Genomic DNA, 21,727 nt, shown 5'->3' with positions numbered 1-21,727 from the left:
ACCCGGTGAAACCCTGCTCAAGGGCAGATCAATTCAAGTGTCGGATAGTACGTGCGGTAACGCTTCGCGTCCCGCGTCAGCAACGCCATGCCTTCGATGGCGGCGTGCGCACCGATGTAGAAGTCCGGCAAAGGTGAACTGCGGCTGCCCTTGGCGCAGCGGTATTGCACGAAGGCCTTGCCGGCGAGGAAGCCCGCTTCCCACGGCAGTTCCAGACGAGTGAAGGCGTCCGGGGACAGGGCTTCGTCCAGTTGCTCGATGCGCTCGAAACCGACCGATACCTCTGCATAGACGATGGGGTTGATGCACACCTCAGCCTTGGCCACGCAGGCATCCAGTTGCGCGGCCGACCAGACGTACCACCGCGGGTCGTCGGTGAGCACGTCCAGCAGGACGTTGGCGTCCACCAGCACGCGCTTCATGCGCCGCGCGTGAGCCGCATGATTTCGTCGGTGGAGAGGCGCGCAGTGGCGCGACCGCGCAGGCGCGCGGACAGGCTGCCGGGCCGCGCCTTGGGCGGGTGGGCAATGATCGCGTCGGCTTCGCGCAAGGCGGCCTCGCGGACGAAGGCCGCCAGCGGCACGCCGTGCAGATCGGCGGCGCGACGGATGCGGTTCTTGTCCTCGGCGCTCAGGCGCAGGTCGAGGCGGTCGGCGGTAGCGTTCATGGCGGGCCTCCGTGTACGGTACGATACCGTACATTCGCAGCCTGCGCCACCGGCATCCGGCAGGCACGAGATCAAGATTCAGAGCACCCCACCCCCGACCCTCCCCTGCACGCAGGGGAGGGAGCAACACGGTGGGCCGGCGGCAGGTTCAAGCCTTGGGCGGCACTACCGGCGCCTGCTGGAACACCCGCTGCAGCACGAAGTCCCCGGTGACTTCCTCACCCGAGAGCAGCATCGCCATCAGCTCGCCGCCGAGCACCTGCGGCGCGATCACCACGTCGGGCTGCACCAGCTTGACGCGGCTGAGGTGGCTGGCGTCGTTCACCGCGGCCACGGTGCGCGCGCTGCCGGCGAGTTCCTTCACCGCGAGCACCACGAAGGCGTTCTCCGAATCGTCGGCCAGCATCGCCAGCACGGCCTCGGCCTTGTGCGCGCCGGCCTGGCGCAGCACGTCGAGGTTGCTGGGATCGCCGGCGACGACGTCCACGCCGGCCAGTTCGCCGTCGGCCGGCGCCTCGCGCAGCAGGCGGGTGACCGGGCGGCCGCGCCGCGCCAGTTCGCGCCAGGTGTTGATCGCCAGCGAGGAATTGCCGATCACCACGAAGTGGTTTTCCCGTTTCATGCCCGATCCCTTGCGGTTGACGATGCGTTGCAGGCTGCGGCTGACCATCGGCGCGATCACCGCGGTCAGCGAGGTGGCGAACACCGCCACGCCGAGCACGATCACCGACACCGCGAACAGTTTCGCCTGCGGCGTCACCGGCACGATGTCGCCGTAGCCCACCGTGCTCATGGTGACCATGGCGTAGTACAGCGCGGTGGTGAGGTCGGTGATCGCGGGCCGGAAGTCGGCGCCCAGGTAATAGCTGCCGAAGGTGGCGTACATCAGCAGCATCGCCACCGAGGTCAGCGCGAACAGCGTGCTGGCCGCCACGCTGGAGCGATCGAATTGCCGCCACGCCGCCAGCAGCGCCGCCAGCAGCAGCACGAAGTAGGCGAGCAGCACGTGCGCGTGGTGCGTGCCCAGCAGCAGGTTCGCCAGCGCGGTGGCGGCGAGCAGCAAGGCCATGGCCCAGGCCAGCCGCGAGCGCAGCAGCAGGCCGATCGCCATGGTCAGCAGGCCCAGCCCGATCAGCAGCGGCGGCAGCACGCTGGGCTTGAGGTCGAACCGGCCGCCGGCGAGGCGCGCGAGGTAGTGCTGCCAGTCCGCGCCCAGGTCCAGCCGCAGCAGCGCCAGCGCGCCCAGCCCCAGCAGCAGTGCGAGCGGGATGTGCGGGAACCAGTAGCGCGCGCGCAGCAGTTGCTGCCCGCGCTGCAGGCCGGCGCGCCAGCGTTGCCGTGTCGTCCTCAGCTGCACGATGGGTCGCCCCCGGTTCCGGACCGGCGTTCACCGTAACACGCGGCGCATGCTGCCAAATCGCCGCGTGCGGCGCCCGCGCAAATCGGGGATCATGGCGTCCTTTCCCGCTCTCGGTGCCGCCATGAACCAGGTCAATGAAAAGAAACTCGCGGGCGAAGCCGCGCTGCGCTACGTCGAGGACGGCGCCATCGTGGGCGTGGGCACCGGCAGCACGGTGGCGTACTTCATCGACGCGCTGGCCACGATGAAGGATCGCATCAAGGGCGTGGTGTCCAGCTCGGAGCAGTCCACCGCGCAGCTGAAGAAGCACGGCATCGAGGTGTTCGACCTCAACGCCACCGGCCCGCTCGACCTCTACATCGACGGCGCCGACGAATGCGATCCGTTCAAGCGCCTGATCAAGGGCGGCGGCGCCGCGCTGACCCGCGAGAAGATCGTGGCGGCGGCGGCGCGGAAGTTCGTCTGCATCATCGACTCCAGCAAGCGCGTGGACGTGCTGGGCAAGTTCCCGCTGCCGATCGAGGTGATCCCGATGGCGCGCAGCCTGGTCAGCCGCGAGATCGTGAAGCTGGGCGGCCAGCCGGTGTGGCGCGACGGCGTGGTCACCGACAACGGCAACTGGATCATCGACGTGCACGGCTGGCAGATCGCCGATCCGGTGGCGCTGGAGCAGCAGCTCAACCAGCTCGCCGGCGTGGTCACCGTGGGCCTGTTCGCGCAGCGCCCGGCGGATGTGGTGCTGGTGGGCGATCGGGAGATGTGATTCGAGGGCGCCGGCTGCTGCCGAAGTGGCGCCCTGATTCTGCACGTCATCCCGGAATCGCGTAGCGACATCCGGAGGTGCTTCACAACAGCGAAGCTGGTCATCCAGCGCCTTCGCACTTCGCACGACGGCGAAAGGCACTGGATTCCAGCTTTCGCTGGAATGAAGAACATGGCTCCCTCCCCCGGTTGGAGAGGGGGCCACACGCCCTCACTCGCCCGGCGCGAGGATCTTGGTCAGCGGCTTGCCCTGCACGTTACCGTCGAGGCGGACGTGCAGCAGGTGCGCGATGGTCGGCGCGATGTCCACGTCAGGGAACGCCGGAATCTCGCCGGCGGGCCGGATGCCTGCGCCCGCGGCGATGAAGATCGCCTGCATCAGCGGGTTGGTGTTGGGGTAGCCGTGGGCGCCGATCTCCACGGTGGGCGTCTCGTAGCGCGGCGTGTCCTTGTCGGGGAATTCGTAGTCGTCGGCCGCGTAGAGCAGCAGGTCGGGCGCCTGGCTGGATTGCGCCGGGGTCGGCCAGCCCAGTTTCGCGGCCTCGTCCGGGGTCAGCGCGGCGCGGATGCCGGGCTTGCCTGCGAACAGTTGCTTCAGCGCCTGCCGCGAAGCATCGGTGGCGTTCTTCTGGAAGACCAGGGCGAAGCCGCCTTCGGGGAGCGCGAACGCGGGCTGTCTGGCGCCGCTCTGCTGCAACCCGGCCTCGCGCAGCGGCACGTCGGGATTCAGCAGGTGGTGCACGCTTTGCTGGCCGTGGTCGGAGACGATGATGAAGGTGGTGTTGGCCAGTTCGCCTTCGGCGCGCACCGCGTCGATCACTTCCTTCACGCGGTCGTCGAGGAAGGCGATGGTATTGCGCCCTGCGTCGTTGCCGTAGCCGGTGGCGTGCTCGATGCTGTCCAGCGCCAGCAGGTGCAGCAGCAGCAGGTCGGGATGGTGCTTGCGGATGATGTCGACCGCCGCGCGGGTGTAGATGCGGTCGCGCCAGGCCTGCGAGGGCTCGCCGAAATGCATCAGTTCGTCGCGCGTGACCGCGCCTTCGCGCACCAGTTCCTGCTCGATCGCACCATCCGGATCGGGGTGTTCGGGAAAGCGCCAGTCGATGCTGGGCGCGTGCATGATCGCGACCCAGTCGACCTCGGCGGTGACGAGTCCCGCCGCATGCGCGGCGTCGTAGACGGTGGGCACGGCGACCAGCTGCGACTTCGGCGCATTCATGTCGATGCGGGGCGGCGTGGTCTCGCGCTGGTTGACGATCAGCCCGTTGACCAGCACGTGGTGGCGGCTGGCGTCGACGCCGGTGACCATGCTGGTGTGATTGGGCCAGGTGATGGTCGGGTTGATCGGCCGCATCGACACCGCATGCACGCCCTGCCGCATCAATGCGTGCAGGGTGGGTGCGGGCAGCTCGGGCTCCTTGAGGCTCTCGGCGCCGAACGCGTCGAGGCTGATCACGATCACCTTGGGCCGTGGCATGGCCGTTGCCGCCTGTGCGCCGGGCATCGTCGCGGCGAGGCCGCCCAGAAAGGCCGCCGCGGCCAGCAAGTGCCGCCACCGATTGCTGCTTGAGAACATCATGCGATCCTCCTTCGAACAACTTTGTCAGTCATGGCTCGCCATCGCCCGCCGCATCGGGGCCGGCGGGGTGCAGCGCGTGTTCGAGCAGCCGGCGCGCACGCTGCTCCCAGGTTTCCGTGGCGTAGTCCGGATTCCAGGTGAAGGTGGCCACGCTCTCGGGCGGCATCGTGTACTGGAAATGCAGCTGGCCCTGCTCGACGCCGACCGCGTGCGCAGTCTTCGCGCCGTTCGTCACCACCAGCACCAGCGAGCCGTCTTCGGCGTTGCGGAACGCCACGTTGTGGAGGTCCGGGCCGGTGTCGGTGGACCACACCCGCACTGCGCCTGGCAGCACGAAGCAGCTGTAGTGGGCGAACGCGTAGTACTCGTCGTTGCGGCTCACCACGCCGCTCTGCGAGTCGATCGTGACCATGCCCTTGCAGTTGTCGCAGCCGCCATGGTGCGGCCCGTGGTTCTCGTCGAGCGCGAGGTTCCAGTACACCACGCCGCGCGCCCAGTTGCGCAGGCTGCCCAGCAGCAGGTCGCGCGCGAACCACAGCAGCTCGCCGTTCTTCGCGGATTCCCAGTCGCCGCCCGAGCACTCGGTGACGTAGGCGTCCTTGCGCGGCCAGGCGCGATGCACGCGGCTCTGCGCAGCCGGATCGCCCACATAGCAATGCCAGGCGATGCCGTCGAGATAGCGCCGGGCGTCGGCGTCGCCCAATACGGCCAGGGGCTGGGCTGGATCGTCCCAGTTGTGGTCCCAGCCGAAGATCAGCGGCCGCGTGCTGCGGTCCGCCAGCGCCGGGCCGAGGTACTGCCCGATGATCCGGGCGCGCGCGTCGGCGGGCAGCGCCATGCCCGGGTAAGTCAACGGCAGGAAGGCCGGCTCGTTCTGCACGGTCAACGCCCAGATCGCGATGCCCTGGCCGCGCATGGCGTCGACGTACTTGACCAGGTATTGCGCGTAGACGGACTCGTACTGCGCCAGCAACGTGCCGCCGATCAGGCTGTCGTTGCTCTTCATCCACGCCGGCGCGCTCCACGGCGTGGCGATCAGGCGCAACCCGGGATTGATCGCCAGCGCCTCGCGCAGGGTCGGTATCACGTATTCGAGATCGGCCGCGAGGTTGAAGTGCGCCAGCCCGGCATCGACCTGGCCAGCAGGCAGGTCGTCCAGCGTGTACGGCTGGAGCGAGAAATCCGAGGCGCCGATGGTCAGCCGCAGCAGGTTCAGGTTGAGGCCCGGCGGCGGTCCGAACATCTCGCGCAGGAACGCCAGGCGCTGCCAGCTGTTGAGCCGGTTGCGGATCAGCCACGCGGAGGAATCGGTCATCGCCGCGCCGAAACCCACGATGCTCTGGAAGATCCGGCTGGTGTCGATGACGATGTCGGCCGCCCCGGTCGCTGGCGACACGCTGATCGGGATGTCCGGCTGCCGGGCCAGGCGCAGCCGGCGATCCTGCGTGCTCAGCCACAGCTCCACCGCCGGCCCGGTGGGCATCGCCAGCGGCAGCTGCAGCACCGGCGCGGCCGGCAGGCGCAAGGGCACGCGCAACGCGGCCAGCGCGCACACGCTGAGCAGGGTGACCAGCGCAATCGCGATCCGACCGGATGTGTCCTGCCCCTTCTTCATGCGCAGCGCTCACCGTCGCGGGGCGCCGCCCACCGGATCGCCATCATCGCTTTCCCGCGCTCGCGTGAACGGCGGCTGCCGGCACGGCCGCTAGCCACCAAAGGTTTCGGATACAAACCACGGGGAACCTCGTCGCGTTGATGCGGCCGCCCTGCTGGGACGGCGCCGGGTTGCGGCGAGTGCACCCGGCGCCTTGGCGCTTACAGCTTGTAGCTTGCACCCAGCATCACAGTGCGGCCCCAAGTGTCGTAATACTGCGGCAGGGTCACCTGTTCGCCGTCAGGCAAGCTGGCAACCTGCACCTTCGAATCGGACGAGTTGGTGAGGTTGCTGACCTGGAGAAGCAGGGTCAGCCCCTTCCATTTTCCGGTGTCAAATGCGTAGCTCAGCTGCACGTCGGTCTGCTTGTTGGCCATCATCCGGGTGTAGGCAATCTGGTTGAACATCGGCACGATCTCGCCGGTGAATGAGGAGCGGTAACGTTCCGCGATGCGCGCCGACCAGCCGTACTTTTCGTAGAACAACGTGAGGTTAGCCACTTTGCGCGACAGGCCGGGCAGCGTTGCCGGCGGGGTCGGGCCCGGGATGGAGCCGATGACCTTTTGCGGGACGGTGGTGTTGGTCAGCGAGAAGTTGGCCTGCATGCCGAAACCATCCAGCGCGTTCGCCAGCAATCCGCCTTCCAACGAAGCGGACAGTTCCAGGCCCTGCATCTTGCCGCCGGTGCCGTTCATCGGGGTGGTGTACGAGCCGATGTTGCTGGTCGGCTTCAGCGTGGGGTCGTTGTTGATGTAGCCGGTGAAGTCATGGTTCAACTCGGTCTGCGTGTAGATGTAATTGAGCAGGTTCTTGTTGAATACCGCCGCAGCGAAGTAGCTGGACTTGCCGAAATAGAACTCGTACGACAGGTCCGTGCCCACCGCCACATACGGCTTCAGCTTGGGGTTGCCGCCACTGCCCGACCACAGCACCTGACCGGTCGCCGGGCCCTGCTGCACCAACGCCACGTAAGCGGAACTGGATACCTTCTCGTCGTCGATGCGTCCACGCGCCAGCGTCTTGGCGAAGCCGAAACGGATGTCCTGGCGGTCGGTAAGGTGGAACACCAGGTTCAGGCTGGGCAGCACGTTGGTGTAGCTGGTGCCGCCATTGAGCGTGCCGACCAGGTTGCCGTTGCTGTCGGTCTGCAGCGCCTGCGAGCTCTGGTTGGTGTGCACCACCTGCACGCCGACGTTGCCGGTCACCGGCACGCTGCCGAGGCTGGTGTCGATGTTGAACTTCACGTAGCCGACCGGCACACGCTCGGTGATCGAGTAGTTGCGGCTCCAGTCGCCCGCGCCATTCTCCGGGGTGAGATAGAACTGGTTGTACATGGCATCCAGCACGTTGTAGTACAGGATGTCGGGGATGCCGCCAAAGCCGAGTCGCGTGGGCTGACCCGCGAAACCGGTGATCGGCGCGTAGTAGTTGTTGTTGTACGGGGGCACCGACGAACTGGACGAACCGTTGCCGTTCAACCACGCGAAGTCCACGTCCGCGGTCTTGCGCTTGACGCGCTCGGAATAATCCGCACCCAGCACGAAGTCGCTGAAGATCCAGCCCAGCGGATGGCTGACCTCGAAGCGGATCGCGCGGATGGTGTCGGTCTGCGCATCGAACTCCTGGCGGCCGTTGTAGCCGTAGCCGTCAGGATCGGTGAACACCATCGTGTTCGGATCGGCGAGGTTCACGTTCGGCGAGAAGTTGGGATAGGCGAAACCGCTCGAATGGTTGAAGTTGACGTTGGCCTGGTTACCCGGCACCAGCCCCATGAACAGATAGGCGTCGCGCAGCTTGACCCTGGCGCTGGAGTAGGACAGGTCGGTGGTGGCGGTCCAGCCGTTGTCGAAGAAGTACTGGGTGTTCCAACCCACCGAGAACAGCTTGTCGTGCTCGTGGTTGAAATCGTTCTGCAGGATCGGCTTGACCCCGCTGATCGTGCCCGAGGTGACGATGGGATACGGCAGCGCGTTCGTCGTGCCCACGTTGCTGTAGCTGGGGATGAGCGCGGGATTCTGCGGGTTGTTGATGTCGTAGTTGTCGTACGGGCTGTTCGACCACTGCGCGTCGTTGGTGTACTTCTTGTTGTCGAACGTGGAGTAGTACATGTCCAGCGTGGAGTGGGTGTGCTCGTCCGGCGCCCATTCCAGCACCGCCATCAGGCCATTGCGCTTCTGCAACTGCGACTGCGCGCCCAGCGCCATGCCCTGTTGGGCGATCACGTTGTCAGGCAGGCCTTGGGTATGCGGACCGCCCCAGTTCTGGTCGATGCCTGCGGAGCCGTTGTTCACGCTCCACCAGTAGTAGTTGTACTGCTTGTCCTGGATCGGCGAGGCGAGCTGGGCGAAGCCCACCGCGAGGCCAAGGGTGTGGTCGAAGAACTGGTCGACGTAGGAAATGCTGGCGCGGTGGCCCAGCGTGCCCACGTCGGTGCCGGGGTTGAGGTCGCCGTTGGTGGTGTATTCGCCGCGCACGTTGGCTGTGATCACGCGGCCCGGCAGATCCAGCGGCTTGATCGTGTGCAGGTCCACCGTGCCAGACAGGCCCTGGCCGACCAGAGTGGCATCCGGCGTCTTGTAGACCTCGGCGCCGCTGATCAGCTCGGACGGGTACTGGTCAAAATCCACGCCGCGGTTCTCGCCCACGGTCGCCTGCTCACGGCCGTTCAACAGCGTGCCGGAAAAGTCCGGCGAGAAGCCGCGGATCGAGATCATGTTGGCGCGGCCATCCAAGCGCTGGGTGGCCAGACCAGGCAGGCGCGAAAGGCTCTCGGCGATGCTGGCGTCGGGCAACTTGCCGATGTCCTCGGCGGAAATCGCCTCGACGATTTCGTTGGAGTTCTTCTTGGTCCTCAGCGAGTTCTCGATGCTGCCGGCGATGCCGGTGACGATCACCGCATCCAGGTTGCTGGCGGCGCTGGCCGGCGGCTTCTTCGCCGTCTTCGACGTCGGCTTGGCGGGTTCGGTTGCCGATTGCCCGTTGTTGGCTGGCTTGGACTTGGCTTGGGTCGATGCCTCCTGCGCCAAGGCGATCCCACCCGATGCCACGAACAGCCATGCCGCTGCGCAGGCTGCCACCAGGGGCCGCTGCTGGCCCAAAACGTTGTAACGACGCAATGCCAACGATTGACGACGACTCATCAGGCTTGCCTCCCTTGTGGCCCCTGTGTGAATTCCCATGCCCCGTCTTGCATCGTGCCCGGCGTCATGTGAAGAGGAAGCGGCCCGTGCATTCGAATCCGCCGTTCCCGTGGCGCCACGGGCGAGCATCCCCGATCTCCCCCCGCGTGCGCAAACGCCGCGCGCAGGGTTTGCGATGATCCGCACTACCCGTCATGCGTCACGTGTGTGATGAATCCGTCGACGCGGCGTGGCGCCGCGCGGATCGTTCACGGGGAAGGCATCACGAAAAACGGCCCTCGCGGGCCGTCGGTCGTCGCGCCTTGCGGCCAGGGCCGAGAGGACGAAAAAATCGCGGCCTCTCAGTGGCGCGAAGCCACGGCCTCTTCCGGCCGCGGCTTGAGGCCATCGCGGAAACGCAGGTAGCGCGAAGAATGGCGCGCCTCGCGCAGGCGCCGCCCGTGCGCGGCGAGGATGTCGCCGCGGGTGAGGATGCCGACCAGTTTGTGCGGGTCGTCCTTGCTCACCACGACCAGCCGGCCCACGCTCTCGGCCACCATGTGGTCGGCCGCCTCGCGCAGCGAGTGGCCCTCGTTCACCGCGATCGGCGGCCGCGTCACCAGCTCGCCCAGGGTCAGCGTGTAGTGCCACTGCGGGTCGAGCAGGGTGCGACGGGTCAGCACGCCCTGCACGCGTCCCTGCTCGTCCACCACCGGGTAGCCTTGGTGCATGGTTTCCGGCGTACCCTCGATGAACCAGTGGCGCACCTCGGCGAGAGCCTGCGTGGTCTTCAGCGTCACCACCTCGCGCGCGCAAGCGTCACCCACGATGACCTGATCAAGGTAATCGGCCGCGTACTCGGCGGGCACGCGCACGCCGCGGCGGGCGATCTTCTCGGTCATGATGGTGTTGCGCATCATCAGCGCGGAAATCAGGTAGGCCGCGGTGCAGCCGCCCAGCAGCGGCAGCAGGCCGGCGGGCTGCGCCGTGGTCTCGAACGCGAACACCACCGCGGTGAGCAGCGCGCGCGACGCGCCGGCGAAGATCGCCGCCATGCCCACCAGCGCGGCGATGCGCGGGTCCACGCCGAAGTGCGGCGCGATTGCGGCCACGCCGATGCCGGCCACCGCGCCCAGCGCACCGCCGATGGTGAACAGCGGCGCCAGCGTGCCGCCCGAGGTGCCGCTGCCCAGCGAGATCGACCAGGACAGGAACTTCATCACGCACAGGAAGGCCAGCGCCGCCAGCGTCAGCCGGCCGTTGAGGATGTCCTCGATGTTGCTGTAGCCCACGCCCAGGGTCAGCGGCGCGAAATAGCCGACCACGCCTACCACCACGCCGCCGATCGCCGGCCACCACATCCAGTGGATCGGAAGTTCCTCGAACCAGTCCTCGATCGCGTAGACGATCTTCGTGGTCCACACGCTGAGCAGGCCGACCACCGCGCCGATCAGCACGTAGGTGGCCAGCGCCCAGCCGCCGGGCGAGGCCAGCACCGGCATCTGGAACACCGGCGCGGTGCCCATCAGCACGTAGCGCATGCCGGTGGCGGCCACGCAGGCCAGCGCCACCGGGATCAGCGAGCGCGGGCGCAGTTCGAACAGCAGCAGCTCCACCGCCAGCACCACCGAGGCGATCGGCGCGGAGAAGATCGCCGACATGCCCGCCGCGGCGCCTGCCGCCAGCAGCACCTTGCGCTCGCTGCCGGTGACCTTGAGGATCTGGCCGATGAAGGAACCCAGTGCGCCGCCGGTGGCGATGATCGGGCCTTCCGCGCCGAACGGGCCGCCGGTGCCGATCGCGATGGCCGAGGAGATCGGCTTCAGGAAGGTGATGCGCGGCGGGATCTTCGACTCGTTCAGCAGCACCTGCTCCATCGCCTCGGGGATGCCGTGGCCGCGGATCGCGCGCGAGCCCCAGCGCGCCATGATGCCCACGATCACGCCGCCGGCGGCGGGGATCAGCACCACCCACCAGCCCAGGTGCGGCACCGCGTCGGCGGGCGAAGAGAACGCGGCGGAGACGCGGCCGTAGAACACCAGGTTGGTGATCAGGCCGATCAGCATGGTGAGGATCTTTGCGATCAGCGCCGCGCCGATGCCGAGCACCACCGACACCGCGGTGATGCGCAGCACGCGGCGGTCGACCAGGGTGGAGCGGCGCGGCATCTTCGCCGCATCCAGCGTCGCGCCCAGCGCGGGCGACAGCGGCAGCGCGTCGGTGCTGCCCTCGGTGCGCACGTCGGCGTGGCCGGGGGGGTTGTCAGCCGGGGAGGTCATGGAAGGGTCCGTCGCGACTCAAAGGCGGAAATTCTACGCCGTCGCCTGCGCGAACCGAAGCCGCACGTTCTTGCGGACACGCGTGCGATTCAGACGGCCAAATCCGGACATGCCGCGCAAGCGACGGAAAGGCGGGAAACGCCCACCTTCCCGTCGCCACGGCGAACCTCAGTGATGCAGCATGCCCAGCATCATGCCGCCGAACACCAGCGCCAGCACGAAGGCCAGCACGAAGAAGATCACCATGTTGACCAGCTGCACCAGGCAGGATTTGCCGTAGCCGATCTGGCTGCCGTCCCGCGCCAGCAACAGCAGGTTGATGATCGCCGCACCCACCAGGAACTGCGCCACGAAGGCCAGCAGGTGCCCCATGCCGCCGTGCAGGATCGCCCGCACCACCAGTTGGGCCAGCCACGACACCACCACCGTGGCCAGCGCGCGCGCATACGACGGCATGTGTCCCACCACCAGCCGATACGCGAGACTCAGCACCAGCGCCGACACCAGCACGCCGACCACGACCAGCACCAGGATCGCCATCGCCCCCAGGCCGGCCAACGCCCCGAACACCGAAATCCCCAACATGGAAACCTCCCCGTCACCGATGAGTCGCCGCGGCCCCTCTGCCCTGGCGTCGGCGCCAGAGTAACCGATGACGCGGTGCGGGCAAGCTGCTATAAAGTCAGTTATGTATTACAAATTAAAGCTCGCCGTCGCGAACGCGACGCCGCGACCAGGAGAACCGGCATGGTAAAGCCCGTCATCGTGCGCAACCTGCATGGCCAGGTGGTCCAGGAACTGGGCCGGCTGATCGTCGGCGGCGAGATCGCCCCCGGCGCGAACCTGCCGCGCGAGGAGCTCTTGGCCGAGCGCATGAAAGTCAGCCGCACCGCGCTGCGCGAGGCGATGAAGGTGCTGTCCGCCAAGGGCCTGATCGAGTCGCGCCAGAAGACCGGCACCCGTGTGCGCGACATCATCCACTGGAACCAGCTCGACGCGGACGTGCTGGCCTGGCGCTGCGCCTCGATGCCCACCGAGGATTTCGTCGAGAAGCTGGTGGAGATGCGCGAGGTGATCGAGCCCGCCGCCGCCGCCGCCGCCGCCCGCCGCCGCGACGCCGGACAGCTGGCGCGCATCGAGACCGCCTACGCGGCGATGGCCGCCGCAACCGACCTGGAGGCCTGGTCCACGGCAGATCTGGCCTTCCACGAGGCCGTGCTGCGCGCCACCAACAACGAACTGATGACCTCGCTGTTCTCGGTGATCGAGACCGCGCTGGGCGGGTATTTCCAGCTCTCGGCGAGCATCGCCGGCAACTTCAGCTACTCGTTGCCACACCACAAGAAGGTGCTCGATGCGATCCGCCGCCGCCAGCCGGAAGTGGCGCGCCAGACGATGCAGAAGATGATCGCCGACTCGCGCAGCAACATCCGCCGCAACACGCGGAAGGCCTGAGCCGGCAATGCACGGACTGATCGGACTCGATTGGGGCACCAGCAGCCTGCGCGCCTTCCGCTTCGACGGCGCGGGCGCCCTCGTGGAGACGCGCGCGCGTCCCTGGGGCATTCGCCAGCTGCCGGACGGCGGCTACGACGCCGCGCTGGCCGGGATCACCACCGGCTGGCCGGCGCTGCCGCGACTGGCCTGCGGCATGGTCGGCAGCCGCGGCGGCTGGCGGGAGATGCCCTACCTCGACCTGCCCGCGGACGCGGTGCAGCTCGGTCGCGCACTGGGCCACCTGCGCGCCGCCGACGGCCGGGACGTGCACCTGGTGCCCGGCCTGCGCGATCCGCACGGCCCCGACGTGATGCGCGGCGAGGAAACCCAACTGCTCGGCGCGCTGGCGCTGCGGCCCGCCCTCGCCGACGCCTGCACCTTCATCCAGCCCGGCACGCACAGCAAGTGGACCGTGGTGCGGGACGGCGCGGTCCGCAGTTTCCGCACCCTGATGACCGGCGAGCTGTTCGCCGCGCTGCGGCAGCATTCGATCCTCGGCGCCACCGGCGCCGCGACCGTCGACGACATCGAAGCCTTTGAACGTGGCGCCGCTGCGGCCCGCGACAGCGGCGCGGCCGGCGCCCTGAGTCGGCTGTTCTCCACCCGTGCGCTGATGCTGGACGGCGTGCTGGCGCCCGCGTCGGTGCCCGACTATCTCTCCGGCCTGCTGATCGGCGAGGAATTCCGCACCGCGCTGGCCGACGGCCTCGCCCGCCGCGATACGCCGTTGCAGCTGATCGGCGAGGCCGCGCTGTGCGCGCGCTACCGCCGCGCCGCCGCACTGTTCGACATCGAGCTGCCGCCGGCCATCGCCGACGCCGCCGCCCGCGGCCTGTGGCTGCTGGCGACGCAGGCCGGCCTGGTTCCACCCGGCCCAATTCCATCCGTTTCCGAGACCACTCCCGCATGCTGACTCCCTGGCTCCATCCCCTGCCGCTGGTGGCGATCCTGCGCGGCCTCACGCCGGACGAGGCGGTGGCCACCGGCCGCGCCATCGCCGAGGCCGGCTTCCGCATGCTGGAAGTGCCGCTCAATTCGCCGCGGCCGATCGACAGCATCGCCAGGCTCGCTGCGGCGCTGGGCGATGAGGTGCTGGTCGGCGCGGGCACGGTGATGACGCCCGCCAACGTGGACGCGGTGGCAACCGCGGGCGGCCGGCTGATCGTGATGCCGCACGCCGACACCACGGTGATCCGCGCTGCCAAGGCCGCCGGCCTGGTCTGCGTGCCCGGCGTGGCCACGCCCACCGAGGCCTTCGCCGCGCTGGACGCGGGCGCCGACGCGCTGAAGCTGTTCCCCGCCGAACAAGCCACACCGGCCGTGCTCAAGGCCTGGCGTGCGGTACTGCCGCGCGAGGTGCCGGTGCTGCCGGTCGGTGGCATCACCCCCGACAACATGGCGCCGTGGGTCGCTGCCGGCGCCGCTGGCTTCGGTATCGGCTCGGCGCTTTACACACCCGGTCGCAGCCTGGACGACACCACCTCGCGCGCCCGCGCCTTCGCGCAGGCCTGGCAGGCGTTGGATACCCACGCATTGGATACGCACGCATGAAGATCACGGCAATCACCACCTACCAGGTCCCTCCCCGCTGGCTGTTCCTGCGCATCGACACCGATGCGGGCATCAGCGGCTGGGGCGAGCCGGTGGTCGAGGGGCGGGCGCATACCGTGGCGGCGGCCGTCGAGGAACTGTCGAGCTACCTGGTCGGCAAGGACCCGCGCCATATCGAGGATCACTGGAACGTGCTCTACCGCGGCGGTTTCTATCGCGGTGGCCCGATCCTGATGAGCGCCATCGCCGGCATCGACCAGGCGCTGTGGGACATCAAGGGCAAGGACTTGGGCCGGCCGGTATACGAATTGCTGGGTGGCCCGGTGCGCGGGCGCATCCGCGTGTACTCGTGGATCGGGGGCGACCGCCCGGCCGACACCGCGCGTGCCGCGCAGGACGCGGTGTCGCGCGGCTTCACCGCGGTGAAGATGAACGCCACCGAGGAGATGCAATACGTCGACACGCACGCCAAGGTCGAGCGCGTGCTGGAAAACGTGCAGGCGATCCGCGACGCGGTGGGCCCGGACATCGGCATCGGGCTGGATTTCCACGGCCGCGTGCACAAGCCGATGGCCAAGGTGCTGATGCGCGAACTGGCGCCGTACAAGCTGATGTTCATCGAGGAGCCCGTGCTGTCCGAGCACCTGGAATGCCTGCCCGAGCTGGCCGCGATCTCGCCCGCGCCGATCGCGCTGGGCGAGCGGCTGTATTCGCGCTACGACTTCAAGCGCGTGCTGCAGACCGGCGGCGTGGACATCATCCAGCCCGATCCCTCGCATGCCGGCGGCATCACCGAGACGCGCAAGATTGCGGCGATGGCCGAAGCCTACGACGTGGCGCTGGCGCTGCACTGCCCGCTCGGCCCGATCGCGCTGGCCGCGAACCTGCAACTGGACGCGGTGTGCCACAACGCCTTCATCCAGGAACAGAGCCTGGGCATCCACTACAACGCCGGCAACGACCTGCTCGACTACATCACCGACCGCAGCGTGTTCGCCTACGCCGACGGTTACGTGGCCATGCCGAAGGGCCCGGGCCTGGGCATCGAGGTGAACGAGGCTTACGTGGCCGAGCGCGCCAAGGTGGGCCATCAGTGGCACAACCCGATCTGGCGTCACGACGACGGCAGCGTGGCGGAGTGGTGAGCGCCATGTACGCCAGCTACCCCAGCCTGCGCGATCGCAGTGTGCTGATCACGGGCGGCGCCACCGGCATCGGCGCGGCCTTCGTCGAACACTTCGCGCGGCAAGGCGCGAAGGTGGCCTTCGTCGACGTGGACGAGGCCGGCGCACGGGCGCTGCTGGCCACGCTGCAGGATGTGGCGCACGTCCCCGTGTTCCTGCGCTGCGACGTCACCGATCTCGACGCGCTGCATGGCGCCATCGCCAGCGCGCGTACGCACATCGGCCCCGTCGCGGTGCTGGTCAACAACGCCGCCAACGACGTGCGCCACACGCTGGCCGACGTGGACGCCGCCGCATTCGAGCGCAACGTGGCGGTGAACCTGCGCCACCAGGTGTTCGCCACCCGCGCGGTGATTCCCGACATGCAGCGGCTCGGCGGTGGCTCCATCATCTGCCTCGGCTCCACCGGCTGGATGAAGAAGAACGCCGGCTATCCGCTCTACGCAATGGCCAAGGCCGCGGTGCACGGCTTCGTCAACGGCATGGCGCGCGAGCTGGGCCAGCAGCACATCCGCATCAACGCGCTGGTGCCCGGCTGGGTGATCACCGAAAAACAGCGTGCGCTGTGGCTGGACGCCGAGGGCGAGGCCGAGATCGCGCGTGTGCAATGCCTGCCCGGCTACCTGATGGCCGAGGACCTGGCGCGCATGGCGCTGTTCCTCGCCGCCGATGACAGCGGCATGTGCACCGGCCAGGATTTCATCGTCGACGGTGGCTGGGTATGAACGCGCCGTCCGCTCCCATGCAGGCCGTCGTGGAAGCGGGCAACGTGCTGGGTGAAGGCATCGTCTGGTGCGAACGCGCGCGGGCGCTGTACTGGACCGACATCCACGCCGCCACGCTGTGGCGGCACGTGCCCGCCAGCGGCGAGACGCAACAGTGGCGATTGCCCGAACGCCTCGCTTCGTTCGCGCTGTGCGCGGCGGATGGCTGGCTGCTGCTGGCGCTGGCATCAAAGCTGGCGTTCTTCCGCCTCGCCGACGGCGCGCTACACACGATCTGCGAAGTCGAGCCCGGCCTGCCCACGCGTTGCAACGACGGCGCCTGCGACCGCCAGGGCCGCTTCGTGTTCGGCACCCTGCACGAGCCTGCCGATGGTGGTGCAAAGCAAGCCATCGGCGGCTTCTGGCGCCTGGACGCCGACCTCAAACTGGAGAAGCTGCCGCTGGAAGGCGTGGCGATCAGCAACAGCCTCGCCTTCAGCCCCGACGGCGGCACGCTGTACTACTGCGACTCGCTGACGCGCACGATCCGCTGCTGCGCCTACGGCGACGCACTCGGACCCTCGCGCCTGTTCGCCGACCTGCGCAACAGCACTGGCGAACCGGACGGCTCCTGCGTGGATGCCGATGGCGGCCTGTGGAATGCACAATGGGGGCTGGGCCGCGTGGTGCGCTACCGCGCCGACGGCAGTATCGACCGCATCCTGACCACGGCCGCCAGCCAGCCCACCCGCCCCGCCTTCGGCGGCGACGCGCTGGACGCGCTCTACGTCACCAGCGCCCGCGACGGTCTCGACGCTGCCACACTGGCGCGCGAGCCACTGGCCGGCGCGCTGTTCGGCACGCACGTCGATGTGCGCGGCCTGTCCGAACCACGTTTTGCCGGCTTGCCGCCTCCGGGCCACACGCCGTGAGCGTCGTCGAAAGATGACGCATGATCGGGAGCCGTTGGTGTTGAGCGTAGCGGAACGCAGTTCCGCGAAGTCGAAACACATATGCCTCCCGGACTTCGGACCCTTCGACTTCGCGCCTTTGGCGCTACGCTCAGGGCGAACGAATCCGGGAAAGCTTCCAGCCGAAGTCGCACGCCATTCCACGGGGAGTAACGCATGAGCGCCACCACCGCACCACCCGCCGCCACGCACGGCAAGGCCACCGCCGTCTTCACCTGCATCCTCGCCGCGCTGGCCGGCCTGATGTTCGGCCTCGACATCGGCGTGATCTCCGGCGCGCAGCAATTCCTGCAGAAGGACTTCGGCATCGGCGACGACATGCTCGGCTGGATCGTCAGCATCATGATGCTGGGCGCCGCACTGGGCGCGCTGGCGGCGGGCTGGCTGTCCAGCCAGCTGGGTCGCAAACGCACGCTGATCCTCGGTGCCGTGCTGTTCGTGGGCGGCTCGGTGTTGTGCGGCCTGGCCTGGACGCCGCACGTGCTGATCGTGGGCCGCCTCGTGCTCGGCCTCGCGATCGGCCTCGCCAGCTTCACCGCACCGCTGTACCTGGCCGAGATCGCGCCGGAATCGATCCGCGGCGCGATGATCTCGCTGTACCAGCTGATGATCACCATCGGCATCCTGGTCGCCTTCCTCTCCGACACCGCCTTCAGCTACTCGGGCAACTGGCGCTGGATGCTGGGCGTGATCGCGATCCCCGGCGCGCTGTTCCTGTTCGGCGTGGCCTTCCTGCCGGAAAGTCCGCGCTGGCTGATGATGAAGGACCGCCAGCCGGAGGCCGAGCAGGTGCTGCGCAAGCTGCTCGGCAGCAACGGCGCCATCGCCAAGGAAATCGGCGAGATCAGCGAACAGCTGAAGACGCCGCAGCGCGGTTGGCATCTCTTCCAGCAGAACCGCAACTTCCGCCGCTCGGTGGGCCTGGGCGTGCTGCTGCAGGTGATGCAGCAGCTCACCGGCATGAACGTGGTGATGTACTACGCGCCGCGCATCTTCCAGGACATGGGCTACAACACCGAATCGCAGATGTGGTTCACCGCGATAGTGGGCCTGGTCAACGTGCTGGCCACCTTCATCGCGATCGGCCTGGTCGACAAGCTGGGCCGCAAGCCGATCCTGTACATCGGCTTCGTGGTGATGGCGATCGGCCTCGGCGTGGTCGGCACGATGATGCACCTGGGCATCCACAGCCACGGCGAACAGACCTTCACCGTGGTCATGCTGCTGGTGTTCATCGTCGGCTTCGCGATGTCGGCCGGCCCGCTGATCTGGACGCTGTGCTCGGAAATCCAGCCGCTGAAGGGCCGCGACTTCGGCATCGGCTGCTCCACCTTCACCAACTGGGTGGCGAACTGGCTGGTAGGCCTCTCGTTCCTGCCGCTGCTCAACGGCATCGGCCAGGCCGAGACGTTCTGGCTGTACGCCGCATTCAACGTGGTATTCATCGCGTTCACCATCTGGCTGGTGCCGGAGACCAAGGGCGTCACGCTGGAACAGATCGAGCGCAAGCTGATGGCGGGCCAGCCGCTGCGGCGGATCGGGCAGTAAGACCGTGCACTCGACGCCGATCCGCACGAACACCCAAGCTCGTCGTCCGCGTTGGCGGCGACGGGTCGTGCTGGCGGCATCACTGCTTGCGATTGCCGTGGCGGCGAATCTCGCCGCCGCCAGCGAGACCTTCCGCAACCCGCTGCTGCCCACGGGGCCGGACCCGTGGGTGGCGCAGCACGACGGCTTCTACTATTACACCAACACACTGGGCGACCGCATCGCATTGTGGAAGACGCGCGACCTGGGCCGTCTCGCCGCGGCGCCGGCCACCGTGGTCTGGCGCGCGCCAGCCAGCGGGCCCGGCTCCGCCGCGGTATGGGCGCCGGAGCTGCACTTCCTCGACGGCAAGTGGTACCTGTACTACACCGCCGCCGACAAGGCGCACGACGACGACACGCACCGCCACCTCTACGTGCTGGAGAACGCCTCGCCCGATCCCACGCAGGGGCAATGGATTTCGCGAGGCATGCTGAAGACCGACCACAACGGCATCGACGGCACCGTGTTCCAATTGCGCGACAAGCTGTACTTCGTCTATTCCGCCTACGTCGGCGACCACAGCGACCTGGTGATCGCGCCGATGACGAACCCGTGGACGCTGGGCACGCCGCAAGCGGACATCGCCCAGCCCACCTATGCATGGGAGATGCAGGGCGGACGGAAGATCCTGGAAGGGCCGGAGTTCCTCGAAGGCCCCACCGGCAAGCTGTTCCTCAGCTACTCCGCCAGCGCCTGCTGGTCCGACCATTACGCGCTGGGCCTGCTCAGCGCCGCGCCGGATGCCGATCCACTCGATCCCGCGGCGTGGCACAAGTCGCCGCAGCCGGTGTTTGCCCAGTCGCCGGCCAACGGTGTCTACGCGCCAGGCCACAATGGCTTCTTCAAGTCGCCGGACGGCAAGCAGACGTGGATCATCTACCACGCCAACGGCGGTCCCGGCTGGAAGTGCGGCCCGCGCCGCTCGCCGCGCATGCAGCAGATGCACTGGCGCGCGGACGGCACACCCGACTTCGGCGTGCCGGTGAAGGCGGACGTGCCGCTGGCGGTGCCGTCGAGGCAGGACGAAGTCCAGGCCCCTCCGCATCCGCGCTAGTCGCCGGACGCCTGGGAACCGGCGGCGTCGATCTGCAGGTAATCGATGTCCAGCGCGTGCACCGAGCCACCCACGGCGATCGTGTGGTCGCCGGCGCGCAGCGGTGCGCGGAAGCTGGTAATGCGCCAGCCGTCGCGGTCGTCGCGCGTGCCACCGGCCGCGATCGCCCGCCCGTCGATGCGCAACACCGGCTGCGTCGGAAAGCCGAGATCCTGCCAGCGCACGCGCAGCAGACGTGGACCGTCCGTGGCGGCATGCACCGCGAAGTCGAGTCGGCCGAGCGGCGGCGCGGCCACGCGCGCCTTGCGCCGGTTGGAGGTGGTCGGATCGTCAATCTGCACCGCCCAGTGGCGCGCTGCGTCTTCCGCCTCGTAACGATCGAAGCGTGCCGGCGCGCTGGCCTTCAGGATGACGTTGGCACGCGCATCGGCGGGCGCCGCGGACGAGGACGACGAGCTGAGGTGCAGCAGTGTGCCGTCCTGCTGCAGCAACAGTGCCTGGGTCCAGCCGGCGTGGATGTTGCCAGTGAGCTTCTGCACCGGCGCCGGCGCTTCCCACCACGCGCCGCGGCCAAGGTCATTGTTCCAGTAGATCGCGCGGCCGCCCGGGTCGCCGCCCCCGCCGGCACGCTCGGCCAGCACCGCGATCGTGCCGCCGTGACCACCCACCGGCAGCCACTTCACGATCGGCGAAGCAGCGGGCCAGGCGCCGGCCTGCGTCTGCACCGGTGTGCCGCGGTCGGCGGGATCACCCCAATCCAGTCCGTCGCGACTGAACTTCAAGTAGACGTGGCCGTTCTGCGGGCCATCGATGTCCTCGTAGCTCATCACGTAGCGGCCGTCGGGCAAGCGGTCGACCACCGTCATGCCGGGACGCTCCACGCCACCGGGGATCGCCACGTCGATGTGTTCGGCGCTCCAGGTGCGGCCGCCGTCGCCGGACACCTTGTGCGCCAGCAACTGGTTGTAGCCCGCGGCCTTGTGCTGCTCGCTGGAGTACCAGGCCACCAGGCGGCCATCGTCCAGCACGCGCAGGTTCGGCTCCCACACGCCGTGGTTGTCCTTGTCCTCGGGCTTGCCGCCACCCTTGATGATCGAGCTGCGGTAACGCCACGTGTGTCCGCCGTCGTCCGAGGCATAGAGCTGCAGATCCTCGCTGACCACCCTGCCTCGGGCATCGTTGCCGGTGGCGTTCGCGGCCAGCAGTACGGTACCTGCCGGCAGCGGCCCACTGGCGCGCGGCAGTTCGTACAGGTTCGGTTGCCAGCGCAATTGCCAGTCGGCATCACCGCGATGCGCCTGGTCGGTCACATTCTCCGTGAAGCGCCAGTCGCGCTGCCCCGGTTCGCGCACGTACAGCGGAATGCCGCCCATGCCATCACGTTCGAAGGCCAAAAGCACACGGCCGTTGGCCGACGGGTCGGCCTGGTGGGCGAGCTGTACCAACACCGGGTAGCCCACACCTTTCGCCAGCACGGTGCCGACGGGCGCATCACCTGGCTGCACTGCAGCCGATGGAGCGGCGGACAGTACGCACAGACCCATGGCAATGACGATGACGGGACGTTTCATGCGCGGGCTCCAGGAAAGTCCGGTTGAATGTGGCGGGGCCGGCGTGGCAGAGGATGCATTGTGATCGCGGGCCAGCCCGGTCATTGGGCCATTGGCATGGATGGAGTCATCGCTGTCGAACGCGAGGCGCAGGCGCGATCCCGGATCACGAGGGCCCGCATGCGCGACACATCGACCCATGAAGA

Annotated in this window: 18 protein-coding genes; 9 read left to right on the top strand and 9 right to left on the bottom strand. The window is 68.2% G+C overall.

From position 1 onward, the window contains the following. Positions 1-17: 17 nt before the first annotated feature. The 3 genes from B0E52_RS16375 to kch all read right to left on the bottom strand — a co-directional run bounded on the left by B0E52_RS16375 (position 18) and on the right by kch (position 2,024). On the bottom strand, positions 18-422 hold the full coding sequence (locus B0E52_RS16375) for a type II toxin-antitoxin system VapC family toxin (RefSeq protein ID WP_077485568.1): 405 nt from the start codon (positions 420-422) through the stop codon (positions 18-20). Further along, positions 419-667: a DUF1778 domain-containing protein gene (locus B0E52_RS16370; RefSeq protein WP_077485566.1), complete on the bottom strand. Its 249-nt coding sequence runs from the start codon at positions 665-667 to the stop codon at positions 419-421. Before B0E52_RS16370 ends, B0E52_RS16375 begins: the two co-directional genes overlap by 4 nt. Before the next feature lie 148 nt (positions 668-815). Then, positions 816-2,024, bottom strand: coding sequence for a voltage-gated potassium channel protein (gene kch, locus B0E52_RS16365; protein WP_254426845.1), 1,209 nt, complete (start codon positions 2,022-2,024; stop codon positions 816-818). 124 nt (positions 2,025-2,148) lie between these two features. Between kch and rpiA the strand changes: the two genes are divergently transcribed. Next, complete coding sequence (gene rpiA / locus B0E52_RS16360) at positions 2,149-2,790, top strand: ribose-5-phosphate isomerase RpiA (RefSeq protein WP_077485564.1); 642 nt, start codon at positions 2,149-2,151, stop codon at positions 2,788-2,790. A 210-nt stretch (positions 2,791-3,000) separates the two neighbouring features. Here the strand turns inward: rpiA and B0E52_RS16355 are convergent, their stop codons facing one another. The 5 genes from B0E52_RS16355 to B0E52_RS16335 form a co-directional block, all read right to left on the bottom strand. Continuing rightward, positions 3,001-4,368: an alkaline phosphatase family protein gene (locus tag B0E52_RS16355; RefSeq protein WP_217316710.1), complete on the bottom strand. Its 1,368-nt coding sequence runs from the start codon at positions 4,366-4,368 to the stop codon at positions 3,001-3,003. 28 nt (positions 4,369-4,396) lie between these two features. Continuing rightward, positions 4,397-5,983, bottom strand: a complete 1,587-nt coding sequence (locus tag B0E52_RS16350) for a glycoside hydrolase family 30 beta sandwich domain-containing protein (RefSeq protein ID WP_077485562.1) — start codon at positions 5,981-5,983, stop codon at positions 4,397-4,399. A 200-nt stretch (positions 5,984-6,183) separates the two neighbouring features. Next, the gene (locus tag B0E52_RS16345) at positions 6,184-9,162 is read right to left on the bottom strand and encodes a TonB-dependent receptor (RefSeq protein ID WP_077485560.1); all 2,979 of its coding nucleotides are present in this window, start codon (positions 9,160-9,162) and stop codon (positions 6,184-6,186) included. Between the two features lie 341 nt (positions 9,163-9,503). After that, positions 9,504-11,420 (bottom strand): chloride channel protein, encoded by a 1,917-nt coding sequence (locus tag B0E52_RS16340; RefSeq protein WP_077485558.1) that lies wholly within the window; start codon positions 11,418-11,420, stop codon positions 9,504-9,506. A 168-nt stretch (positions 11,421-11,588) separates the two neighbouring features. Continuing rightward, positions 11,589-12,005 carry a hypothetical protein gene (locus tag B0E52_RS16335; protein ID WP_139351725.1) on the bottom strand — a complete coding sequence of 139 codons (417 nt, stop codon included), beginning with the start codon at positions 12,003-12,005 and terminating at the stop codon, positions 11,589-11,591. Positions 12,006-12,167: 162 nt separating this feature from the next. Between B0E52_RS16335 and B0E52_RS16330 the strand changes: the two genes are divergently transcribed. The 8 genes from B0E52_RS16330 (at position 12,168) to B0E52_RS16295 (ending at position 19,971) form a co-directional block, all read left to right on the top strand. Further along, positions 12,168-12,875, top strand: coding sequence for a FadR/GntR family transcriptional regulator (locus tag B0E52_RS16330; RefSeq protein ID WP_077485556.1), 708 nt, complete (start codon positions 12,168-12,170; stop codon positions 12,873-12,875). Between the two features lie 7 nt (positions 12,876-12,882). Next, positions 12,883-13,830 (top strand): 2-dehydro-3-deoxygalactonokinase, encoded by a 948-nt coding sequence (locus B0E52_RS16325; RefSeq protein WP_077485554.1) that lies wholly within the window; start codon positions 12,883-12,885, stop codon positions 13,828-13,830. Further along, positions 13,824-14,468: a 2-dehydro-3-deoxy-6-phosphogalactonate aldolase gene (locus B0E52_RS16320; RefSeq protein WP_077485552.1), complete on the top strand. Its 645-nt coding sequence runs from the start codon at positions 13,824-13,826 to the stop codon at positions 14,466-14,468. Before B0E52_RS16325 ends, B0E52_RS16320 begins: the two co-directional genes overlap by 7 nt. After that, positions 14,465-15,613 carry a galactonate dehydratase gene (gene dgoD, locus B0E52_RS16315; protein ID WP_077485550.1) on the top strand — a complete coding sequence of 383 codons (1,149 nt, stop codon included), beginning with the start codon at positions 14,465-14,467 and terminating at the stop codon, positions 15,611-15,613. Before B0E52_RS16320 ends, dgoD begins: the two co-directional genes overlap by 4 nt. A gap of 5 nt (positions 15,614-15,618) precedes the next feature. After that, positions 15,619-16,377, top strand: coding sequence for an SDR family oxidoreductase (locus B0E52_RS16310; RefSeq protein ID WP_077485584.1), 759 nt, complete (start codon positions 15,619-15,621; stop codon positions 16,375-16,377). Continuing rightward, positions 16,374-17,288: an SMP-30/gluconolactonase/LRE family protein gene (locus B0E52_RS16305; RefSeq protein WP_077485548.1), complete on the top strand. Its 915-nt coding sequence runs from the start codon at positions 16,374-16,376 to the stop codon at positions 17,286-17,288. The genes B0E52_RS16310 and B0E52_RS16305 overlap by 4 nt, the downstream gene beginning before the upstream one ends. A 195-nt stretch (positions 17,289-17,483) precedes the next feature. Next, positions 17,484-18,875, top strand: a complete 1,392-nt coding sequence (locus B0E52_RS16300) for a sugar porter family MFS transporter (protein ID WP_077485546.1) — start codon at positions 17,484-17,486, stop codon at positions 18,873-18,875. Positions 18,876-18,942: 67 nt separating this feature from the next. Next, on the top strand, positions 18,943-19,971 hold the full coding sequence (locus tag B0E52_RS16295) for a glycoside hydrolase family 43 protein (protein ID WP_077485544.1): 1,029 nt from the start codon (positions 18,943-18,945) through the stop codon (positions 19,969-19,971). Here B0E52_RS16295 and B0E52_RS16290 read toward each other — a convergent pair. Further along, on the bottom strand, positions 19,968-21,542 hold the full coding sequence (locus B0E52_RS16290) for a sialidase family protein (RefSeq protein ID WP_077485543.1): 1,575 nt from the start codon (positions 21,540-21,542) through the stop codon (positions 19,968-19,970). The two genes, B0E52_RS16295 and B0E52_RS16290, sit on opposite strands and share 4 nt — an antisense overlap. Positions 21,543-21,727 lie beyond the last annotated feature (185 nt).

The sequence above is a fragment of the Rhodanobacter sp. C06 genome, assembly GCF_002001105.1.
Classification (GTDB): domain Bacteria; phylum Pseudomonadota; class Gammaproteobacteria; order Xanthomonadales; family Rhodanobacteraceae; genus Rhodanobacter_A.
Note: the sequence above shows the minus strand (reverse complement) of the source record. Positions and strands in the feature narration are given on the sequence as shown.

Bases quoted from the DNA above. Each gene is read 5' to 3' on its own strand.
- B0E52_RS16325 (WP_077485554.1), top strand. From the start codon at position 12,883: ATGCACGGACTGATCGGACTCGATTGGGGCACCAGCAGCCTGCGCGCC.
- B0E52_RS16345 (WP_077485560.1), bottom strand. From the start codon at position 9,162: ATGAGTCGTCGTCAATCGTTGGCATTGCGTCGTTACAACGTTTTGGGC.
- B0E52_RS16330 (WP_077485556.1), top strand. From the start codon at position 12,168: ATGGTAAAGCCCGTCATCGTGCGCAACCTGCATGGCCAGGTGGTCCAG.
- B0E52_RS16375 (WP_077485568.1), bottom strand. From the start codon at position 422: ATGAAGCGCGTGCTGGTGGACGCCAACGTCCTGCTGGACGTGCTCACC.
- B0E52_RS16335 (WP_139351725.1), bottom strand. From the start codon at position 12,005: ATGTTGGGGATTTCGGTGTTCGGGGCGTTGGCCGGCCTGGGGGCGATG.
- B0E52_RS16355 (WP_217316710.1), bottom strand. From the start codon at position 4,368: ATGATGTTCTCAAGCAGCAATCGGTGGCGGCACTTGCTGGCCGCGGCG.
- B0E52_RS16350 (WP_077485562.1), bottom strand. From the start codon at position 5,983: ATGAAGAAGGGGCAGGACACATCCGGTCGGATCGCGATTGCGCTGGTC.
- B0E52_RS16290 (WP_077485543.1), bottom strand. From the start codon at position 21,542: ATGAAACGTCCCGTCATCGTCATTGCCATGGGTCTGTGCGTACTGTCC.
- rpiA (WP_077485564.1), top strand. From the start codon at position 2,149: ATGAACCAGGTCAATGAAAAGAAACTCGCGGGCGAAGCCGCGCTGCGC.
- B0E52_RS16310 (WP_077485584.1), top strand. From the start codon at position 15,619: ATGTACGCCAGCTACCCCAGCCTGCGCGATCGCAGTGTGCTGATCACG.
- B0E52_RS16305 (WP_077485548.1), top strand. From the start codon at position 16,374: ATGAACGCGCCGTCCGCTCCCATGCAGGCCGTCGTGGAAGCGGGCAAC.
- B0E52_RS16340 (WP_077485558.1), bottom strand. From the start codon at position 11,420: ATGACCTCCCCGGCTGACAACCCCCCCGGCCACGCCGACGTGCGCACC.
- B0E52_RS16370 (WP_077485566.1), bottom strand. From the start codon at position 667: ATGAACGCTACCGCCGACCGCCTCGACCTGCGCCTGAGCGCCGAGGAC.
- B0E52_RS16300 (WP_077485546.1), top strand. From the start codon at position 17,484: ATGAGCGCCACCACCGCACCACCCGCCGCCACGCACGGCAAGGCCACC.
- dgoD (WP_077485550.1), top strand. From the start codon at position 14,465: ATGAAGATCACGGCAATCACCACCTACCAGGTCCCTCCCCGCTGGCTG.
- B0E52_RS16320 (WP_077485552.1), top strand. From the start codon at position 13,824: ATGCTGACTCCCTGGCTCCATCCCCTGCCGCTGGTGGCGATCCTGCGC.